The organism is Pseudonocardia petroleophila (assembly GCF_014235185.1).
GTDB classification, from domain to species: Bacteria; Actinomycetota; Actinomycetes; order Mycobacteriales; family Pseudonocardiaceae; genus Pseudonocardia; species Pseudonocardia petroleophila.
Map to the genome: position 1 here is coordinate 3,491,644 of NZ_CP060131.1, position 18,788 is coordinate 3,510,431.

At 76.3% G+C, this 18,788-nt stretch carries 19 protein-coding genes; 14 read left to right on the plus strand and 5 right to left on the minus strand.

Translation table 11 applies throughout. The annotated features are described in order from the left end of the window. Positions 1-6: 6 nt before the first annotated feature. Complete coding sequence (locus tag H6H00_RS17420; protein WP_185716815.1) at positions 7-543, minus strand: TetR/AcrR family transcriptional regulator; 537 nt, start codon at positions 541-543, stop codon at positions 7-9. A gap of 92 nt (positions 544-635) precedes the next feature. Between H6H00_RS17420 and H6H00_RS17425 the strand changes: the two genes are divergently transcribed. Continuing rightward, on the plus strand, positions 636-1,166 hold the full coding sequence (locus H6H00_RS17425; RefSeq protein ID WP_185716816.1) for a DUF5709 domain-containing protein: 531 nt from the start codon (positions 636-638) through the stop codon (positions 1,164-1,166). 108 nt (positions 1,167-1,274) lie between these two features. Continuing rightward, entirely contained in the window at positions 1,275-1,661 is a 387-nt protein-coding gene (locus H6H00_RS17430; protein WP_185716817.1) for a DUF5313 family protein, read from the plus strand. Positions 1,662-1,670: 9 nt separating this feature from the next. On the opposite strand, the gene H6H00_RS17435 is transcribed toward H6H00_RS17430, so the two are convergent. Both H6H00_RS17435 and H6H00_RS17440 read right to left on the minus strand, forming a co-directional pair. Further along, complete coding sequence (locus tag H6H00_RS17435; RefSeq protein ID WP_185716818.1) at positions 1,671-2,084, minus strand: SsgA family sporulation/cell division regulator; 414 nt, start codon at positions 2,082-2,084, stop codon at positions 1,671-1,673. Between the two features lie 135 nt (positions 2,085-2,219). Continuing rightward, positions 2,220-2,636 carry a hypothetical protein gene (locus tag H6H00_RS17440; protein WP_185716819.1) on the minus strand — a complete coding sequence of 139 codons (417 nt, stop codon included), beginning with the start codon at positions 2,634-2,636 and terminating at the stop codon, positions 2,220-2,222. Between the two features lie 131 nt (positions 2,637-2,767). On the opposite strand from H6H00_RS17440, the gene H6H00_RS17445 reads away from it, so the two are divergent. Both H6H00_RS17445 and H6H00_RS17450 read left to right on the plus strand, forming a co-directional pair. Then, on the plus strand, positions 2,768-4,456 hold the full coding sequence (locus tag H6H00_RS17445) for an AMP-binding protein (protein WP_185716820.1): 1,689 nt from the start codon (positions 2,768-2,770) through the stop codon (positions 4,454-4,456). 132 nt (positions 4,457-4,588) lie between these two features. Then, positions 4,589-4,807 carry a hypothetical protein gene (locus H6H00_RS17450; protein WP_185716821.1) on the plus strand — a complete coding sequence of 73 codons (219 nt, stop codon included), beginning with the start codon at positions 4,589-4,591 and terminating at the stop codon, positions 4,805-4,807. Here H6H00_RS17450 and H6H00_RS17455 read toward each other — a convergent pair. Next, positions 4,786-5,424 (minus strand): flavin reductase family protein, encoded by a 639-nt coding sequence (locus tag H6H00_RS17455; RefSeq protein WP_185716822.1) that lies wholly within the window; start codon positions 5,422-5,424, stop codon positions 4,786-4,788. The two genes, H6H00_RS17450 and H6H00_RS17455, sit on opposite strands and share 22 nt — an antisense overlap. Before the next feature lie 57 nt (positions 5,425-5,481). Here H6H00_RS17455 and H6H00_RS17460 point away from each other — a divergent pair, with 57 nt between their 5' ends. After that, positions 5,482-6,495: a cobalamin biosynthesis protein gene (locus tag H6H00_RS17460; protein ID WP_185716823.1), complete on the plus strand. Its 1,014-nt coding sequence runs from the start codon at positions 5,482-5,484 to the stop codon at positions 6,493-6,495. On the opposite strand, the gene H6H00_RS17465 is transcribed toward H6H00_RS17460, so the two are convergent. Continuing rightward, positions 6,389-7,189, minus strand: coding sequence for an SURF1 family cytochrome oxidase biogenesis protein (locus tag H6H00_RS17465; RefSeq protein ID WP_185716824.1), 801 nt, complete (start codon positions 7,187-7,189; stop codon positions 6,389-6,391). The two genes, H6H00_RS17460 and H6H00_RS17465, sit on opposite strands and share 107 nt — an antisense overlap. Before the next feature lie 18 nt (positions 7,190-7,207). Between H6H00_RS17465 and H6H00_RS17470 the strand changes: the two genes are divergently transcribed. The 9 genes from H6H00_RS17470 (at position 7,208) to cobJ (ending at position 18,766) form a co-directional block, all read left to right on the plus strand. Continuing rightward, positions 7,208-8,716: a cobyric acid synthase gene (locus H6H00_RS17470; protein ID WP_185716825.1), complete on the plus strand. Its 1,509-nt coding sequence runs from the start codon at positions 7,208-7,210 to the stop codon at positions 8,714-8,716. Then, positions 8,713-10,812: a putative cobaltochelatase gene (locus tag H6H00_RS17475; protein ID WP_185716826.1), complete on the plus strand. Its 2,100-nt coding sequence runs from the start codon at positions 8,713-8,715 to the stop codon at positions 10,810-10,812. The genes H6H00_RS17470 and H6H00_RS17475 overlap by 4 nt, the downstream gene beginning before the upstream one ends. Positions 10,813-10,892: 80 nt before the next feature. Beyond that, positions 10,893-11,507 (plus strand): cob(I)yrinic acid a,c-diamide adenosyltransferase, encoded by a 615-nt coding sequence (gene cobO, locus H6H00_RS17480; RefSeq protein ID WP_185716827.1) that lies wholly within the window; start codon positions 10,893-10,895, stop codon positions 11,505-11,507. After that, positions 11,507-12,478 (plus strand): aldo/keto reductase, encoded by a 972-nt coding sequence (locus H6H00_RS17485; protein WP_185716828.1) that lies wholly within the window; start codon positions 11,507-11,509, stop codon positions 12,476-12,478. The genes cobO and H6H00_RS17485 overlap by 1 nt, the downstream gene beginning before the upstream one ends. 28 nt (positions 12,479-12,506) lie before the next feature. Beyond that, positions 12,507-13,910 (plus strand): cobyrinic acid a,c-diamide synthase CobB, encoded by a 1,404-nt coding sequence (locus H6H00_RS17490; RefSeq protein ID WP_185716829.1) that lies wholly within the window; start codon positions 12,507-12,509, stop codon positions 13,908-13,910. A gap of 53 nt (positions 13,911-13,963) precedes the next feature. Continuing rightward, complete coding sequence (locus H6H00_RS17495; RefSeq protein ID WP_185716830.1) at positions 13,964-14,950, plus strand: patatin-like phospholipase family protein; 987 nt, start codon at positions 13,964-13,966, stop codon at positions 14,948-14,950. A 72-nt stretch (positions 14,951-15,022) separates the two neighbouring features. After that, complete coding sequence (gene cobM, locus H6H00_RS17500; protein ID WP_185716831.1) at positions 15,023-15,838, plus strand: precorrin-4 C(11)-methyltransferase; 816 nt, start codon at positions 15,023-15,025, stop codon at positions 15,836-15,838. A 112-nt stretch (positions 15,839-15,950) separates the two neighbouring features. Beyond that, a complete protein-coding gene (gene cbiE / locus H6H00_RS17505; protein WP_185716832.1) occupies positions 15,951-17,108 on the plus strand; it encodes a precorrin-6y C5,15-methyltransferase (decarboxylating) subunit CbiE in 1,158 nt (385 codons plus the stop codon). Beyond that, the gene (gene cobJ / locus H6H00_RS17510) at positions 17,105-18,766 is read left to right on the plus strand and encodes a precorrin-3B C(17)-methyltransferase (protein ID WP_185716833.1); all 1,662 of its coding nucleotides are present in this window, start codon (positions 17,105-17,107) and stop codon (positions 18,764-18,766) included. The genes cbiE and cobJ overlap by 4 nt, the downstream gene beginning before the upstream one ends. Positions 18,767-18,788 lie beyond the last annotated feature (22 nt).

Here is an 18,788-nt window from a genome sequence, read left to right on the forward strand (position 1 = left end):
CGACGGTCAACCGCGGAGCAGCGCGCGGGCCCCCCGCAGGACGTGCGCGACGACGACCCCGTCGACGGTCCCGATCTCGGGCCGGGCCTGACCGAGCCCGAGCAGCCAGGAGAGCAGCAGGGTCGCGCGCAGGTCGGCGTCGACCGGGTCGTCGGTCTCGGCGAGCGCGGCGAACGCCGACCGGTACGCGGCCCCCAGCTCGGCGCGGACGGCCTCGCCCGCCCGGCCCCCCGAGGACAGGACGGCGAAGAACATCGCGGAGCCGGCGGCGTCGTCGAACATCGTGGTGAGCATCCGCTCCAGCAGCGTCTCCGGCGGTCCCTCGGACAGCGGGGCGAGCGCCTGCTCGCTCACCGCCTCGGCGAACAGCGCCTCCTTGTTGCCGAAGTAGCGGAACAGCAGCGCCTGGTTCACCCCGGCCCGGTCGGCGACCCCGCGCACGGTGGTGCCGTCGTAGCCGCGCTCGGCGAACAGCGCACGCGCGGCGGCCAGCAGGGCGGCGCGGGTGGCGGCGGAGTCGCGGGGGCGCGGGGCGGTCGTCATCGGCCGGCCTCCTGTCGTCCGCGGCGTCGGGACCGGATCAGACCACACCGCGGTCCGCGTGTGGCGCGCGGTTCCCCGGGGTACGCCCGACCATGCCCGACTTCGACGACCAGTCCGCCGCGCCCGACCTCGGCGCCGCCGTGCAGCTCGACAACGCCGAGACCCTCGACGGCGCCGCGGGTGGCCCGGACGCCCTCGACGCGGGCTACATCCCGCCGGACCGCCCCTACGCCCTCGACGAGGACGCCCACGAGACCCTCGACGAGCGCCTCGCCGCGGAGGAGCCCGAGCAGGCCCCGGCCACCGACGCCGACCGCTCCGGTCGGCTGACCGCCACCGACGGCGACGACGGGGAGGCCACCGACGTCGGCGTCGACGGCGGTGCGGCGTCCGCGGAGGAGGCGGCCGTGCACGACGTCGACGGCGACACCCGCGTCGACGGCGAGCCGTCCGTCGCCGACGACCCCTCGCTCGTCGACCCCGAGGTGGACGCCGAGATCGCGGAGGCCGACGCCGACCGGCGCGGGGCCCGCGACGCCGCGGCCGCGATCGACAACACCGTGGGCGGGTCCGCCGCCGCGGCGTCGGGCCGGACGGACGCGGGACCGCTCACCGGGCTGTGAGCTGCGGGACTGTGAGCTGCGGGATGTGACGAGCTGCGGGATGTGACGTGCCGGACTGTGACGCGACCGTCGCACGCAGCAGCGGTGTGGGGGAGGACCATGGGCACCATGACGTTGCACCGGCCCGGCCTGCTGTGGTGGCTCTGGTACGCCCTGGGCGGCGGGCTGCCCGCGCGCTACCGCGACTGGGTGCTGCACGACGTCTCGACGGGGACGTGGGCGCTGCGGCAGATGCTGCGCTCGGTGGTGCAGCTGGTGCCCTTCGGCGTCCTGCTGGTGCTGCTGGTGCCCGGGGAGCTGTGGGTCCGGCTGGTCGCCGTCCTCGGCGGGTCACTGGTGGGGCTGATGTACGCGGCCTCGTTCGTCCACCTGACGACCGAGCACCGGTCGGTCAAGGCGGGCTGGGCGCCCGGCCAGGCCGAGGCGGAGCGGGAACGGCGCACGGCGCCCTCGCGGGACGCGGCGGCCCGGCGCTACGCCGAGCGGTACCGCTGACGGCGCTGGCTACTCGGCGCCCGCGGTGAGCTTGGCGATCTCCACGTCCAGGTCCATCCGGCCGCCCTCGTCACCGAACGCGACCAGCTCGGCCGAGGCGTCGACGAAGTGCCGGAGCAGGTCGCGGTCGACCTCCAGGACGGCCCGGCCGTCGGTGGAGCGGATCTCGATCTCGACGATGTCGTAGCCCTGCACGGTCTGCGGGCTCATGCGGATGTCGCCCTCGCCGACGGCGGAGTCGAGTCCCTCGAGGACCAGGTCGCGCCCGACCAGCCACTCGACCCAGCGGTCCGACCTGGTCCGGACGGCGAGCGTGACGGCGAACGGGTCCGCGGCGTCGTAGCTCCAGCGCGTCACGACCGGCGCGGGCTGGCCGTGGAGGACGGTGAACATGTCCTGCGAGACCGTGGTGTTGGCGTCCATGGTGGCCCCCTGAGGTCCGGATGCCCGCCGCTGCTGCGACGGTGTCATGGAGGAGATCGCCGCCCGGGGCGCCGGCGCTTCACTTCCGGCCGCTGTTCACCCGAACAAGTGAGGCGCTCGCCGTGCGTGACCCCGTCAGGCGGGGGAGTCGGCGGTGACGACCCAGATGCCGCCGGTCCCGGTCCGGCCGGGCTGCGCGACGGTCAGGACGTGCCGGACGTTCCCCGGGCCGGTGATCTCCACGGAGTCGCCGGTCGCCGTCGCCGTCACGGTGTCCCAGCCGTAGGCCGCGGCGGCGTAGGACCGGGCGAGCTCGGCGGGGTCGAGCAGCCACGGCTGCGCCCCGTCGTCGGCGGCCTGCTGCAGCCCCGCGGACTCCGCGGCGCTGCGACCGGGCCACGGCAGCTCGACGGCGGCGTCGGTCCCGGCGGCCGCGTCGGCGGAGGACGCGGCGGGCGGGGCGGGCGCGGGGGCGGCGGGTGCGGGGGAGCCGCAGCCGGCCAGCAGGGCGCAGGCGGCCACCGACACGCCCAGGATGCTGCGGAGGGTCACGGCCGCGACCGTAGCCCGGCGCCGGGCCCGTCGGGCGGCGTCGCCGCGGCACGTCCGGGTGGGTCTGCCGGTGCCTTCTCTGGATCACTAGTGTTCGCCGCAGCAGAGCAGCTACTTCGCGAGGTGAACAGATGACCGGCTCGGCAGAGGCCTTCTACGCGGCGCGCACGTTCCTGCAGGAACACCGCACCGACTACGACACGGCCTACCGCGACTTCGCCTGGCCCGAGATCGACGAGTTCAACTTCGCGCTCGACCACATCGACGCCGTCGCCGCCGACCCGCAGCGCGGGGCGCAGCGGGCGCTGTGGATCGTCGAGGGCGACGGCTCGGAGGCGCACTGGACCTTCGCCGAGCTCGCGGAGCGCTCGAACCGGGTCGCCAACTGGCTGCGCGGCCACGGCGTCGCGCGCGGGGACCGGATCATCCTCATGCTCGGCAACCAGGTCGAGCTGTGGGAGACGATGCTCGCCGCGATGAAGCTGGGCGCGGTCGTCATCCCGGCGACGACGCTGCTCACCGCATCCGACCTGCGCGACCGCCTCGACCGCGGGGCCGCGCGGCACGTCGTCGTGGGCGGCGCCGACGCGGCCAAGTTCGACGACGTCGAGGGCGACTACACGAAGATCGCCGTGCGCGACGCGCCGCAGGGCTGGCTCGACTACGCCGACACCGCGTCCGCGGACGCCGAGTTCACCCCGGACGGGATCACGAAGGGCAGCGACACGCTGCTGCTCTACTTCACCTCCGGCACCACCGCGAAGCCCAAGCTCGTCGAGCACACGCACGCCAGCTACCCCGTGGGCCACCTGTCGACGATGTACTGGATCGGGCTGGAGCCCGGCGACGTCCACCTCAACATCTCCTCGCCGGGCTGGGCCAAGCACGCGTGGAGCAACGTCTTCGCGCCGTGGATCGCCGAGTCCTGCGTGCTCGTCATGAACTACGCGAAGTTCGACGCGGCGTCGGTGCTGGCCGTGCTCGACCGCTGCGGCGTCGACAGCTTCTGCGCCCCGCCCACGGTGTGGCGCATGCTCATCCAGGCCGACCTGTCCGGCCTGCAGAACCCGCCGCAGAAGGTCGTCGGCGCGGGCGAGCCGCTCAACCCCGAGGTCATCGAGCAGATCGAGAAGGCCTGGGGCGTGCGGATCCGCGACGGGTTCGGGCAGACGGAGTCGACCGTGCAGATCGGCAACCCGCCCGGCCAGACCGTCAAGCCCGGGTCGATGGGCCGCCCGATCCCCGGCTACCCGATCGTCCTGGTCGACCCGGCCACCGGCGAGGCCGGTGTCGAGGAGGGCGAGATCTGCATCGACCTCGCGCAGCGCCCGCTCGGGCTGATGGTCGGCTACGCCGGTGACCCGGAGCGCAACGCCGAGGCGATGGCGAACGGGTACTACCACACCGGCGACGTCGGGTCCCGCGACGCCGACGGCTACATCACCTACGTCGGACGCGCCGACGACGTGTTCAAGGCGTCGGACTACCGCATCTCGCCGTTCGAGCTGGAGAGCGTGCTCATCGAGCACCCCGCGGTGGCGGAGGCGGCGATCGTGCCGTCGCCCGACTCCGTCCGCCTCGCCGTCCCGAAGGCCTACGTGGTGCTCGCGGCGGGCTACGAGCCCACCGAGGAGACCGCGCGCGACATCCTGCAGTTCGCCCGCGAGCACCTCGCGCCGTACAAGCGGATCCGGCGCCTGGAGTTCTTCGACCTGCCCAAGACGATCTCCGGGAAGATCCGGCGCGTGGAGCTGCGCGGGCGCGAGGGGGAGCTGCACGCGCAGGACGGCGCGACCCCGCCCGGAGAGTTCACCCTCTAGTACGGCGGCTCGTCGCGCGTCAGCGCATCGGGCACGACAAGATGGCGGACGAGCCTTCGGTGAACCGGATCCCCGGTCACCGTCGAAGGCTCGTCGCCGTCGCTGCCGGATGCCTGTGGGGGGTTCGTGGACATGATCGGGAAGTCCGGCCTGGCCGGGGAGATGTCCGCGATGCCGCAGGTCTGGCGCAGGCTGCTGGCCGCGCACGTGCCCGACCGGCTCGGGCGCTGCACGTCGTGCCGGCACTCGAGCGGGTCGGGGGAGAAGTGGCCGTGCAACCTGCACCGCGTCGCCGCGGAGGCCGAGCGCCTCTACGACCTGCGGCTCGGTCAGGCGGTCGGCGGGGAGTAGTGCCCCGGCCAGCGCTCGAACGGGATCCGGGTGATCTCCTTGAGCTCCCCGATCGTCGACCACTCGTCGCGGCCGAGGCGGGCCAGCGGCTGCAGCCCGGCGATCGTGGGCAGCCCGCCGTCGTGCGGGTCGCCGTCGAAGACGTCGGTGCTGATCGAGGCGTGCACGACGCGGCCGATCACGACGGTCGAGTCGCCGAGGGTCAGCGCCTGCTCGAGGCGGCACTCCAGCGCCACGGGTGACTCGGCGACCCGCGGCGGCGCCACCTTCTCGCTCGGCGCGGCCGTCAGGCCGACCTCGGCGAACTCGCTGACGCCCGAGGGGAAGTCGGTGCCGGTCGCGTTGACCTGCTCGAACAGCGGGTCGGTCGCCAGGCAGACGACGAACTCGCCGGTCTCGCGGGCGTTGGTCAGCGAGTCCTTCACCCCGACGCTGGTGAACTGCACCATCGGCGGATCGACGCAGGACACGGTGAAGAACGAGTGCGGGGCCAGGTTGTCGACGCCGTCGGCCGACCGGGTGCTGACCCAGGCGATCGGGCGGGGCACCACCACGGACGTCAGCAGGCGGTAGAAGGGGCCGGCGCCCAGCTCGGTCGGGTCCAGGTCGGTGCGCATGACGCGATCATCCCCCGGGCGCCGCGCCGCCGCCCGGCCCGCCGTAGGTTCGCGGACGTGAGATCGCGCGCAACGGGGCTGCTGCTGGGCGCCCTCGCCGACGCCGTGCTCGGCGACCCGCGACGCGGTCACCCCGTCGCCGCCTTCGGCGCGGTCGCCGCCGCCCTGGAACGGCGGGTGCACGCCGATCGCCGCCTGGCCGGGGCCGGGTACACCGCGGTGCTGGTGGGGGGAGCGGTGGGTCTGGGGATCGCCGCGGAGGCGGCCGGGCGCGGCCGTCCGGTGCTCGGGGCGGGGCTCACCGCGCTGGCGACCTGGACGGTGCTCGGCGGGTCGTCGCTGGCCGGCCACGGGGCGGCGCTGGCGGGGGAGCTGGACGCGGGCGACCTCACGGCGGCGCGGCGGCGGGTGCCGTCGCTGTGCGGGCGCGACCCGGAGTCGCTCGACGCCGCCGGGATGGCCAGGGCCGGGGTGGAGTCCCTGGCGGAGAACACCTCCGACGCCGTGGTGGCCCCGCTGTTCTGGGGGGCGGTCGCCGGGGTGCCGGGGCTGCTCGGCTACCGCGCGGTGAACACCCTGGACGCGATGGTCGGGTACCGGTCGTCGCGGTACCGGCGGTTCGGGTGGGCCTCGGCGCGGCTCGACGACGTCGCCAACCTCGTCCCGGCGCGGGTGTGCGCGGCGCTGTTCGCGGTGCTGGCCCCGGCGGTCGGGGGCTCGCCGTCGGTCGCGCTGGCCGCGTGGCGCCGCGACGCGGGCGGGCACCCGTCCCCGAACGCCGGCCCGGTGGAGGCGGCCGCGGCCGGGGCGCTGGGCGTCGGGCTCGGGGGGCGGACGGTGTACGCGCACGGGGTGGAGGAGCGGCCCCGCCTGGGCTCCGGGCCGCCCCCGGCCCCGGCCGACCTGCACCGCGCCGCCCGGCTGTCCCGGCTGGTGGGGGCCGCGGCGGCGGTGCTGGCGGCACTCAGCGGGGCAGGGGCGCCTCGTCGTCGGCGTCGTCGCCGGCCAGGGCGCGGCGCAGGGCGGTGCGGTCGGGCTTCCCGCGGCGCTGCAGCAGCTCGAGGCGGATGAAGTAGCCCAGGGCCAGCAGGGCGATCACGCCGAAGGTGATCCACTGCAGGGCGTAGGACAGGTTCGTGAACGGCGCGCCGCCGCTGGTCGGCAGGACCGGCAGGGGGTCGAGCACCCCGGGCTGGTCGGGAGCGAGCTGCAGCCAGCCGGGTTCGAGCGCGAGCCCGGTGGCGGTGGCGAGCAGGCGGGAGTCGGCCACGTAGAGCTGCGCGAACCCGGCCTCGTCCAGCACGCGGCCCTGCGGGTCGGTCTGGTCGACGCGCAGCCGGGCGGTGAGCGTGACCTCGCCCGCCGGGGGTGCGGGGACGTCCGGGGTGACCGAGCCGCTGGAGGTCTCGACGGTGCCGCGGTCGACCGTGAGCAGCCGCCCGTCGGACGTGCGGAACGGCGTCAGCACCTCGACGGCCGGGCGCCCGTCGACGACGCGCAGGCGCACGAGGCCCTGCGCCTCGGGGAGGTAGGTGCCCGTGACCTCGACCTGTCGCCACTCGACGTCGGGGGTGACACCGTCGGAGGTCAGCTCGGCGAGCGGGACCGGCGCGGTCGCGGTCGCGGTGTCGATGGCCTGCTGCTGCGCCTCGCGCTGCGCCTCGCGGCCAAACTGCCACGGCGCGAGGAACGTGTAGCAGGCGACGACGAAGGCGAGCACCGTGGCGATGAGCGCCAGCCAGCCCGGACGCAGGAGGAACCGCACGCCCTTACGGTAGTCGTCGTGCGCGGAGGACTGCTGGTGGCCGGGACGACCTCGGATGCGGGCAAGAGCGCGCTGGTCGCGGGGATCTGCCGGATGCTGGCGCGCCGCGGGGTGCGGGTGGCGCCGTTCAAGGCCCAGAACATGAGCAACAACTCCGTCGTGACGCCCGACGGCGGCGAGATCGGCCGGGCGCAGGCGATGCAGGCGCACGCGTGCGGGCTGGCCCCGAGCACCGCGTTCAACCCGGTCCTGCTCAAGCCGGGCAGCGACTCGTCGTCGCAGGTGGTGGTGCTGGGTCGCGTGGACGGCACGGTGAGCGCGCGGTCGTACTACGAGCGGAAGTCGGCGCTGCTGGAGGTGGTCGTCGACACCCTGGCCGACCTGCGGACGCAGTACGACGTGGTGGTCTGCGAGGGCGCCGGCTCGCCCGCGGAGATCAACCTGCGCCGCTCCGACATCGCCAACATGGGGCTCGCGCAGGCCGCCGACCTGCCGGTCGTCGTCGTCGGCGACATCGACCGCGGCGGCGTGCTCGCCCACCTGTTCGGCACCCTCGCCGTCCTCGACGCCGCCGACCAGGCCCGCATCGCCGGATTCGTGATCAACAAGTTCCGCGGCGACCCCGGGCTGCTCGCCCCCGGCCTCGACCAGCTCCGCGCGCTCACCGGGCGTCCGACGTTCGGGGTCGTGCCGTGGGCCGACGGGCTCTGGCTCGACGCCGAGGACTCGCTGTCGGTCGTCTCCGACGGCGTGCTCGGCCGCCCCGCGCCGCCGCACGGGGCGGCGTGGCTGCGCGTCGCGGTCGTCCGGTTCCCGCGGATCTCCAACGCGACCGACGCCGAGGCGCTGGCCTGCGAGCCGGGCGTCGCCGTCCGGTACGTCACGGAGGCCTCGCGCCTGGCCGACGCCGACCTCGTCGTGCTGCCCGGCTCGAAGGCGACGGTGTCCGACCTGGCCTGGCTGCGGCGGACGGGCCTCGCCGACGCCGTGCTCGCCCACGCCCGCGCGGGGCGTCCGGTCCTGGGGGTCTGCGGCGGCTACCAGATGCTCGGACGGCGGATCGCCGACCCGCACGGGGTCGAGTCCGGCGACGCCGAGGGGCTGGGGCTGCTCGACCTGGAGATCGAGTTCGACGTCGACAAGCACCTCGACAACCCCGTGGGCACGGCCTGGGGCGAGCCGGTGCGGGGGTACGAGATCCACCACGGGCGCGTGGTGCGCTCCGGCGATCCCGGCCTGATCGACTCGTCGGAGGGCTCAGACGCGGGCGCCGTGTGGGGCACCCACTGGCACGGCCTGCTGGAGAACGACGGGTTCCGGCGGCGGCTGCTGGAGCGGGTCGGGCGGGCGGGGTTCGTCGCGGCCCCCGACACCTGCTTCGCCGACGAGCGCGAGCGCCAGCTCGACCTGCTCGGCGACCTCGTCGAGCAGCACCTCGACATCGGCTCACTTGAACATGTGATCAGTCACGGTGCGGCGCGGGACCTGCCGGTCGTGACCTCCGGTCTGGCAGTGTCCCCGTCGTGAGCACTCCCGGTTTCCCGTTCTCCGCCGTCGTCGGGCACGACGACCTCCGCCTCGCGCTGCTGCTCAACGCGGTGCACCCGGGCGTCGGCGGGGTGCTCGTGCGCGGGGAGAAGGGCACCGCGAAGTCGACGGCCGTGCGCGCGCTGGCCGCGCTGCTGCCCGCGCTCGACGTCGTGCCGGGCTGCCGCTTCGGCTGCGACCCCGCCGCGCCCGACCCGGGCTGCCCGGACGGCCCGCACGCCGCGACGGTCGGCGAGACGCGGCCGGCCCGGCTCGTCGAGCTGCCGGTGGGGGCCACCGACGACCGCCTCGTCGGATCGCTGGACCTGGAGCGCGCGCTGTCCGAGGGCGTCCGGGCCTACCAGCCGGGGCTGCTGGCCGACGCGCACCGCGGCGTGCTCTACGTCGACGAGGTCAACCTCCTGCACGACCACCTCGTCGACCTCCTGCTCGACGCCGCCGCGATGGGCCGCGCGCACGTCGAGCGCGACGGGGTGTCGGTGTCGCACGCGGCGCGGTTCCTGCTGGTCGGGACGATGAACCCGGAGGAGGGCGAGCTGCGCCCGCAGCTGCTCGACCGGTTCGGGCTGGCCGTCGAGGTGCGGGCGGCGCGAGACGTCGCCACGCGCGTCGAGGTGGTGCGGCGGCGGATCGCGTTCGACGACGACCCGGCCGGCTTCTCCGCGGCGTGGCGGGCCGCCGACGCCGAGGTCGCCGCACGGATCGTGGCGGCGCGGGCGCGGGTGGGCGCGGTGGCGCTGCCCGACGCCGAGCTGCGCCGGATCGCGTCGGTGTGCGCGGCGTTCGACGTCGACGGGATGCGCGCCGACCTGGTCATCGCCCGGGCCGCGGTCGCCCACGCGGCGTGGCGCGGCGCCGACGCGGTGGCGGAGGAGGACGTGCGCGTCGCCGCCCGGCTGGCCCTGCCGCACCGGCGCCGCCGCGACCCGTTCGACGAGCCCGGGATGGACGAGGGCGCCCTCGACGACGCGCTGCGCGACGCGGCGGAGCAGGAGGGCCCCGATCCCGACGGTGACGGCCCGGACGGTGACGGCCCCGGCGGGGACGGCCCCTCGGGAGGACCCGACGACGCAGGCCCCGGCGGCCCGGACGGCGGCGGAGACCACGCCCCGGACCGGGCGGACGGGGCTGCCGACCCGGCCGGGTCACCCGCGCCGGACGAGCCGCAGCCCCAGGAGGAGACCCAGGACGAGCCGCAGGCCGCGCCCGCGGGCCGGGCGGACGGGCCGTCCGGACGGGAGGGGACGCCGGCCCCGGCCCCCACCGACACGTTCCGGGCGCGCCGCCTCGAGGTCCCCGGCCTCGGCGAGGGCGCCCCGGGCCGCCGCTCCCGGGCCCGCACCGACGCCGGACGGGTCGTCCGCGCCGTCGCCACCACCCCGCGCCGGGCCGCCGACGTGCACCTGCCCGCCTCGATCACCGCGGCCGCCCCGCACCAGCGCTCCCGCGGCCGCACCGGCCCGGCCCTCGTGCTGCGCCACGGCGACCTGCACAGCGGCGAGCGCGAGGGACGGGAGGGCAACCTCGTGCTGTTCGCCGTCGACGCCTCGGGGTCGATGGCCGCGCGGGCGCGGATGTCGGCGGTGTCGGGTGCGGTGCTGTCGCTGCTGCGCGACGCCTACCAGCGCCGCGACAAGGTCGGGCTGGTCACCTTCCGCGCGGACGGGGCCGAGCTCGTGCTGCCGCCGACGTCGAGCGTCCCGGCGGCGCAGGCCCGCATGGCGTCGATGCGCACGGGCGGGCGCACCCCGCTGGCCGACGGCCTGCTGCGCGCCCGCGAGGTCCTGCGCGTCGAACGGCTGCGCGACCCCCGCCGCCGCGCGCTGCTCGTGCTGCTCACCGACGGTCGGGCGACGGTCGGGCGGTCCGGCGAGCCGGTGTCGGACGCCTGCCGGGCCGCCGCGCTGCTCGCCGCCGACGGGGTCGCGACCGTCGTCGTCGACTGCGAGTCCGGGCCGGTCCGGCTCGGACTGGCGGCGCGGATCGCCGCGGCGGCGGGCGGGGAGATCGTGAGCATCGGGGCGCTGTCGGCCGACGGCGTCACCGGGGTCGTCCGCGCCGCGCGGGCGGCCTGACAGGGCCGAACGGCCTCGTGCGCGGATACGGTTGCCCTGGCGAGCCCTTCCGCGCACGGGCCCGACGAAGGAGGGCGGCCATGCCGCAGGGACAGGTCGAGACCGTGCCCGACGACGGGCTCACGACGCGCCAGCGCCGCAACCGGCCGCTCGTCGTCGTCCACACGGGGACGATGAAGGGCAAGTCGACGGCCGCGTTCGGGCTGGCGCTGCGCGGGTGGGCGCAGGGCTGGTCGATCGGGGTGTTCCAGTTCGTGAAGTCGGCGAAGTGGAAGGTCGGCGAGGAGGCCGCGTTCCGGGCGCTCGGCCGCGTGCACGCCGAGACCGGCGAGGGCGGGCCCGTCGAGTGGCACAAGATGGGCGAGGGCTGGTCCTGGGCGCGCAAGCCCGGCACCGAGTCCGACCACGCCGCCGAGGCGCTGGAGGGGTGGCGCGAGATCCGGCGCCGGATCGAGGCGCAGGCGCACGACGTGTACGTCCTCGACGAGTTCACCTACCCGATGAAGTGGGGATGGGTCGACGTCGCCGAGGTCGTCGAGGTGCTGAACGCGCGCGAGGGCCGCCAGCACGTGATCATCACCGGACGGGACGCCGCGCCGGAGCTGATCGCCGCGGCCGACCTCGTCATGGAGACGTCCAAGATCAAGCATCCGATGGACGCCGGCCAGAAGGGCCAGCGGGGAATCGAGTGGTGATGGAACAGGTCAGGTTGGGTGGCACCGGTCTGCGGGTCTCGCGGATCTGCCTGGGGATGATGAGCTACGGCACGCCGGACTGGCGGGACTGGGTGCTCGACCTCGACGCCTCACGCCCGCTCGTGCGCGCCGCCGTCGACGCGGGGATCACGTTCTTCGACACCGCCGACATGTACTCGCTCGGGGCGAGCGAGGAGGTGACCGGCACGCTGCTGCGCGAGTTCTTCGCCCGCCGTGACGACTACGTGCTCGCCACCAAGGTCTTCAACCCGATGAGCGACGGGCCCAACGACCGCGGCCTGTCGCGCAAGCACGTCCTGGCCAGCATCGACGCGTCGCTGACGCGGCTGGGCACCGACCACGTCGACCTCTACCAGATCCACCGCTGGGACCCGGAGACGCCGATCGAGGAGACGATGGAGGCGCTGCACGACGTCGTGCGCGCGGGGAAGGCCCGCTACATCGGGGCGTCGAGCATGTACGCCTGGCAGTTCGCCAAGGCGCAGCACACCGCCGACCTCGCCGGCGGGACGCGGTTCGTCTCCATGCAGGACCACTACAACCTCCTCTACCGCGAGGAGGAGCGGGAGATGCACCCGCAGTGCCTCGACCAGGGCGTCGGGGTCATCCCGTGGAGCCCGCTGGCCCGCGGGCGCCTGACCCGGCTGCCCGAGCAGCACACCACCGTCCGCGCCGGGAGCGACCCGATCGCCGACCGGATGTACGGCGAGGCCGACGACACGGTGGTGCGCGCCGTCGCCGAGGTCGCGACGGCCCGCGGCCTGCCGATGGCGCAGGTGGCGCTGGCCTGGATGCTGCACAAGGAGGCGGTCACCGCGCCGATCATCGGGGCGACGAAGCCGGGCCACATCGAGGACGCGGTCGCGGCGGTCGACGTGCAGCTCTCCGAGGAGGAGATCGCGGCGCTGGAGGCCCCGTACGTGCCGCACCCGGTGCTGGGGCACACGTGAGCGTCGGGGCGTTCCGCTCCCGGCGACCGTGACGGCCCGGGCGCTGGTCGTCGGGGCGCCGTCGTCCGGGTCCGGGAAGACCACCGTCGCCACCGGCCTGATGGCCGCGCTGCGCCGCCGGGGGACGGTGGTGGCCCCGTTCAAGGTGGGGCCGGACTACATCGACCCCGGCTACCACACCCTCGCCGCGGGGCGCCCCGGCCGGAACCTCGATCCCGTCCTCGTCGGACCCGACCGGGTCCTCCCGCTCGCCCGGCACGGCGCGGCGGGGGCGGGGATCGCCGTGGTCGAGGGCGTGATGGGCCTGTTCGACGGCCGGCTGGCCGACGGGGAGGGGTCGACCGCGCAGGTCGCGGGCCTGCTGGACGCGCCGGTGGTGCTGGTCGTCGACGTGCGGGGGCAGTCGCGCAGCCTCGCCGCGGTGCTGCACGGGTTCCGGTCGTTCGACCCGGCCGTGCGCGTGGCCGGCGTGGTGCTCAACCGCGTCGGGAGCCCGCGCCACGAGGACGTGCTGCGCGCGGCCGCCGACGAGGTGGGGCTGCCGGTGCTCGGGGCGCTGCCCCGGCGCGACGCGCTCGCGGTCCCGTCCCGGCACCTCGGGCTGGTCACCGCCGCGGAGCACGGGTCCGCGGCGCTCGCCGCCGTCGACGCGATGGCGGAGCTGGTGGCCGCGCACGTCGACCTGGACGCGGTGGTGGCGCTGGCCGCGCCGCTGCCGTCCGGGCCGGTGTGGGACCCGGCCCGCGAGGTGGCGGGCGAGGACGGACGACTCGCCGGGCGCGATCGGCAGACTCGCCGAGCCGCACCGGAGAACTCGCCGGAGGGCGGTCGGCCGGTGGTGGGGGTGTTCGGGGGAGCGGCGTTCACGTTCGGGTACGCCGAGCACGTCGAGCTGCTGGCGGCCGCGGGGGCCGAGGTCGTCGTCGTCGACCCGGTGCGCGACGGGCGGCTGCCGGACGGGACGGCCGCGCTCGTCGTGCCCGGGGGGTTCCCCGAGGAGCACGCCGCCGCGCTGAGCGCGAACGCCCCGCTGCGGGCGGCGGTGCGGCAGCTCGCTGCCGCCGGGGCCCCGGTGCACGCGGAGTGCGCCGGGCTGCTCTACCTCTGCGCCGCCCTCGACGGGTCCCCGATGTGCGGCGTCCTGCCCGCCGACGCCGCAATGACGCCGCGGCTGACCCTGGGCTACCGCGACGCCGTCGCGCTGTCGGCGTCGTCGCTGTTCGCGGCCGGGGCGCGGGTGAGCGGGCACGAGTTCCACCGCTGCGCCGTCACCCCGCGCGCCGGGACGGCCCCGGCCTGGGCCTGGCGGGGGGCCGATCCCGAGGGCTGGGTGAGCGGCGGGGTCCACGCCTCGTTCCTGCACACGCACCCCGCCGGGCACCCGGACGCCGTCGCCGCGTTCGTCCGCGGCGCGTCGCTCGCCAGGAGGTGACGCACGTCTCGTCGCGGGGTTACCCTTCGGTAGGGCTCGACGAGGAGGTCGCCATGCGCAGGTCACGTCGTCGCACGGTCGGACTGGTGCTCGGCGCCGGGGGCATCCTCGGCTCCGCCTGGACGACCGGGATGCTCGCCGCGCTGGCCCCGCGCCTGGACCGGTCCCTCGGCGACCTGGACCTCGTCGTGGGCACGAGCGCCGGCAGCATCCTGGGTGCCGCCCTGCGCTGCGGGATGACCGTCGACGAGCTGCTCGCCCACCAGCACGGCGACCACGTCGCCGACGCGGTGCCCGACGCCGCCGTCCTCGAGCGCGAGTCCGGCGACGGCCTCCCGCCGATCCCGCGGCCGTGGATCGGCTCGCCCCGGCTGCTCGCCACCGCGCTGACCCGTCCGGGCACGGTCGACCCGGTCGTCGCCGCGTCCGGGCTGCTCCCGGCGGGGCGGGGGCGGATGGGGTCGCTGATCGGGATGGTCGCGGGCCTGCAGACCCGCGCGGGCGTCACCACCGACGGCTGGGTGCCCGGGCCGCCGCTGTGGATCGCCGCCGTCGACTACGACTCCGGCCAGCGCGTCGTGTTCGGCCGCGATGGCGCGCCGCCGTCGACGGTCGGGGAGGCCGTGCTCGCGTCGTGCTCGATCCCGGGGTGGTTCACCCCGCAGGTGATCGACGGGCGCCGCTACGTCGATGGGGCGGTGTCGTCGAGCACGTCGGTCGCGCTGCTGGCCCGGCCGGGCGCCCCCGCGCTCGACGAGGTCTACGTGCTCGCCCCGATGGCGAGCCACGTCGCCGACCGCCCGCGCGACCCCCTCGCCGTGGCCGAGCGCGCGATGCGCCGGGTGCTCACCCGCTGGCTCGACGCTGAGGTCGCCGAGCTGCGGGCGACCGGTGCGCAGGTCACGGTGCTCACCCCGGGCCCGGCCGACCTGGCCGCGATGGGCGGCAACCTGATGAACCCCCGCCGTCGCGACCGGGTGCTGGAGACCTCGCTGGAGACCTCGGTGGCGGCCCTGTCGGCCCCGGCCTCGGCCGCCTGACCCCTCCGTCTGTGCGCCGGCTCATGCCCCCGAGCGGCTCGATCGGCCCGACGGTGGGTGACACTGTCCGGCGTGAAGCAGGGAAGTGTGTCCTTCGTCGGAGCCGGGCCCGGGGCGGCCGACCTCATCACGCTGCGCGGGGCGCGGCGGATCGCCGAGGCCGACGTCGTGGTCTGGGCGGCGTCGCTGGTGATGGAGGAGTGCGTCGTCGAGCACGCGCGCGCCGACGCCGAGCTCGTCGACTCCTCCCAGATCGCCCACGAGGACGTCCTCGCCCTCTACCGCCGCGCCGCCGCCGAGGGGCTCGCCGTCGCGCGGGTGCACTCCGGTGACCCGTCGCTGTGGGGCGCGGTGCAGGAGCAGTACGACGCGGCCGTCGAGATCGGGCTCGCCGTCGAGATCGTGCCCGGCGTCTCGGCGTTCGGGGCCGCCGCCGCCGCGGCGGGGCGGGAGCTGACGATCCCGGAGGTCGCGCAGTCGGTCGTGCTGTGCCGGCTCGAGGGCGGCAAGACCCCGATGCCCGAGCGCGAGAAGCTGCGCGAGTTCGCCCGGCACGGCACCACGATGGCGATCTTCCTGTCCGCGGCCCGGACCTCGCAGATGGTCGACGAGCTGCGCGCGGGCGGCTACCCCGACGACACCCCGGTCGTCGTCGCCTACCGCACCACCTGGCCCGACGAGCAGACCATCCGCTGCCGCCTCGACGAGGTCGAGGGCGTGTGCAAGGAGCGCAAGCTCTGGCGCCAGACGCTGTTCCTGGTCGGGGCGGCGCTCGGGGCGAAGGGGACGCGCAGCCACCTCTACCACGCGGGCCACTTCCACACCTTCCGCAAGCCCGACGCGGAGGCCCGGCGCGCGCTGCGCGCCGCCCGATCCGCGACCCCGTGACCCCTGTCCTCGCGGGTCGCCGGTGCTCGGTCGCCGAGTCGCCGGCGCCCCGTCCGTGCCGGTGCGGCGGCCGGGGCCCGGACACCGGCGCGCGTGGTCGGGGTGGTGCCGCGTGCTGACCGTCGTCGGGATCGACGGGGGCCCGCTGCCACCCGGGGCGGTCGAGGCGCTGGCCGGCGCGGAGGTCGTCACCGGCGCCGCCCGCTACCTGCACCTCGCCCCCGCCTCGGCCGAGCGGGTCGAGATGGGGCCGGTCGACGCCGCGCTCGCGGCGCTCGCCGGGCGCCGCGCCGTCGTGCTGGCCAGCGGCGACCCGGGCTTCTTCGGGATCGTCCGGCTGCTCCGGGCGCGGGGGTTCGCCCCGGCCGTGCTGCCGGCGTGCTCGGCGGTGCAGCGGGCGTTCGCGCGCATCGGGCGGCCGTGGGACGACGTCGCGGTGGTCAGCGCGCACGGCCGCGCGCTCGGGCCCGCGGTCAACCTCTGCCGCGCCCATCCGGCCGTCGCCGTGCTCACCGCACCCGGTGCCGGGCCCGCCGAGATCGGGGCGGCCCTGCACGGCTGGGACCGCACGCTCGTCGTCGCCGAGGACCTGGACGGGCCCGCCGAGCAGGTCACGACCGTGACCCCGCAGCAGGCCGCCTCCCGCAGCTGGCGCGACCCGAACGTCGTGCTCTGCCTGCGCGACCCCTCCGCTGTGCCCGAGGTGGGCTGGCGGGCCGGGGGCGCCCCGGCTGCCGGGTGGGCGCTGCCCGAGTCCGCGTTCGAGCACCGCGCCGGGATGATCACCAAGGCCGAGGTGCGGGCGCTCGCGCTGGCCCGGCTCGCCCCGGCCCCGGGCCGGCTGATCTGGGACGTCGGGTCCGGCTCCGGCGCCGTCGCCGTCGAGTGCGCCCGGCTCGGGGCCGCGGTGGTCGCGGTCGAGCGCCGCGCCGACGACGTCGAGCGCATCCGCGCCAACGCCGCCGCCCACGGCGTCGACGTGCGGGTGGTGCAGGGGGAGGCCCCGGCCGCGCTCGCGGACCTCCCGCGCCCCGACGCCGTGTTCGTCGGCGGGGGCGGGCCCGACGTGGTGGCGGCGGTCGCCGGGGCGCCGCGCGTCGTCGTCGCCCTCGCCGCGCTGGACCGGCTGGCCCCCACCCGGCACGCCCTGCGCGACCACCGCGTCGAGGGCGTCCAGCTCGCCGCGTCCCGGCTCGCCGACCTGCCCGACGGCACCGTCCGCCTCGCCGCCACCAACCCGATAATCCTGCTCTGGGGAGAGACCACATGATCGCGCTGTTCGCCGTCACCGACGCCGGGCGCCGGGCCGCCGCCGAGGTGGCGCCCGTGCTCGGGGCCGAGGTCCGGGCGCTCGACGAGCTGGCGGGGCTGTGGCCGGACCTCGACGGCGCCGTGTTCTTCCTCGCCACCGGCGCGACCGTCCGGCTCGTCGCGCCCCTGCTCGCCGACAAGCGCACCGACCCCGGCGTGGTCTGCGTCGACGAGGCCCGCCGGTTCGCGGTCGCGCTGTGCGGCGGCCACGAGGGCGGGGCCAACGCGCTCGCCGCCCGGGTCGCGACCGTGCTCGGCGCCGAGCCGGTGGTCACCACCGCCTCCGACGCCGCCGGCTCCACCGGCCTCGACGAGCTCGCCGCGGTCCTCGACGCCGAGATCGACGGCGACGCGGCCGCCGCGGGCACCGCCCTGCTCGACGGCACCGCGCTCGTCGAGAACCCGCTGGGCTTCCCGCTGCCCCCGCTCCCGCCCCTGCGCGGCGAGCCCCGGCACACCATCACGATCAGCGACCGCGCCGCCCCCGGCGCCGCCCCGGCGTGGACGGTGCTGGTGCCGAAGACGCTGGTCGTCGGCGTCGGGAGCGCCCGCGGGGTCACCCCGGACGCGGTCGCCGCGACGCTGCGCCGCGTCGAGACCGAGTTCGGGTTCGACCTGCGGGCCGTGCGGGCGGTCGCGTCGGTCGACCTCAAGGCCGACGAGGCCGGCATCCTCGCCGCGATCGCGCCGCACACCCTGCACACCTACGCCGCGGGCGTGCTGGCCGGCGTCGAGGTGCCCAACCCCAGCGAGGTCGTGCGGGCCGAGGTGGGCACGGCGAGCGTCGCCGAGGCCGCGGCGCTGCACCACGCAGGCCCGGGCGCCGAGCTCGTCGTCGAGAAGATCAAGGGCGACAACGTGACCGTCGCCGTCGCCCGGGTGCGCCCGCGCGGGCGGCTGGCGATCGTCGGCCTCGGTCCGGGCGCGGCCGACCTGCGGGTGCCGCGTGCCGACGCCGAGCTGCGGCGGGCCTCGATCGTGGTGGGGCTCGACCAGTACGTCGACCAGGTGCGCCACCTGCTGCGCCCCGGCACCGAGCTGCGCGTCAGCGGTCTGGGCGAGGAGGAGCAGCGCGCCGCCGACGCCGTCGCGCTGGCCGCGAAGGGGCACGCGGTCGCCCTGATCGGCTCCGGCGACGCCGGGATCTACGCCATGGCCAGCCCCGCGCTGGAGGGGGCCGGGGCCGACATCGACGTCGTCGGGGTGCCGGGGGTGACCGCGGCGCTGTCGTCGTCGGCGCTGCTCGGGGCCCCGCTCGGGCACGACCACGTGCTCATCTCGCTGTCGGACCTGCACACCCCGTGGCCCGTCATCGAGCAGCGCGTGGCCGCTGCGGCGGCCGCCGACCTCGTCACCGTGTTCTACAACCCGCGCAGCCGCGACCGGCACTGGCAGCTCGGCGCCGCGATCGACGCGTTCCGGACGCACCGCCCGCCGCAGACGCCGGTGGGGGCGGTGCGGCAGTCCGGGCGCGCCGGGCAGCGGGTGTGGACCGCGCCGCTGGCCGAGTTCGACCCGGCGGAGGTGGACATGCTCACGACGGTGGTCGTCGGGTCGAGCACCACCCGGATGGTGGCGGGGCGGATGGTCACCCCGCGCGGCTACCGCTGGAGCTGACCGGTCTGTCGGCCCCCTCACG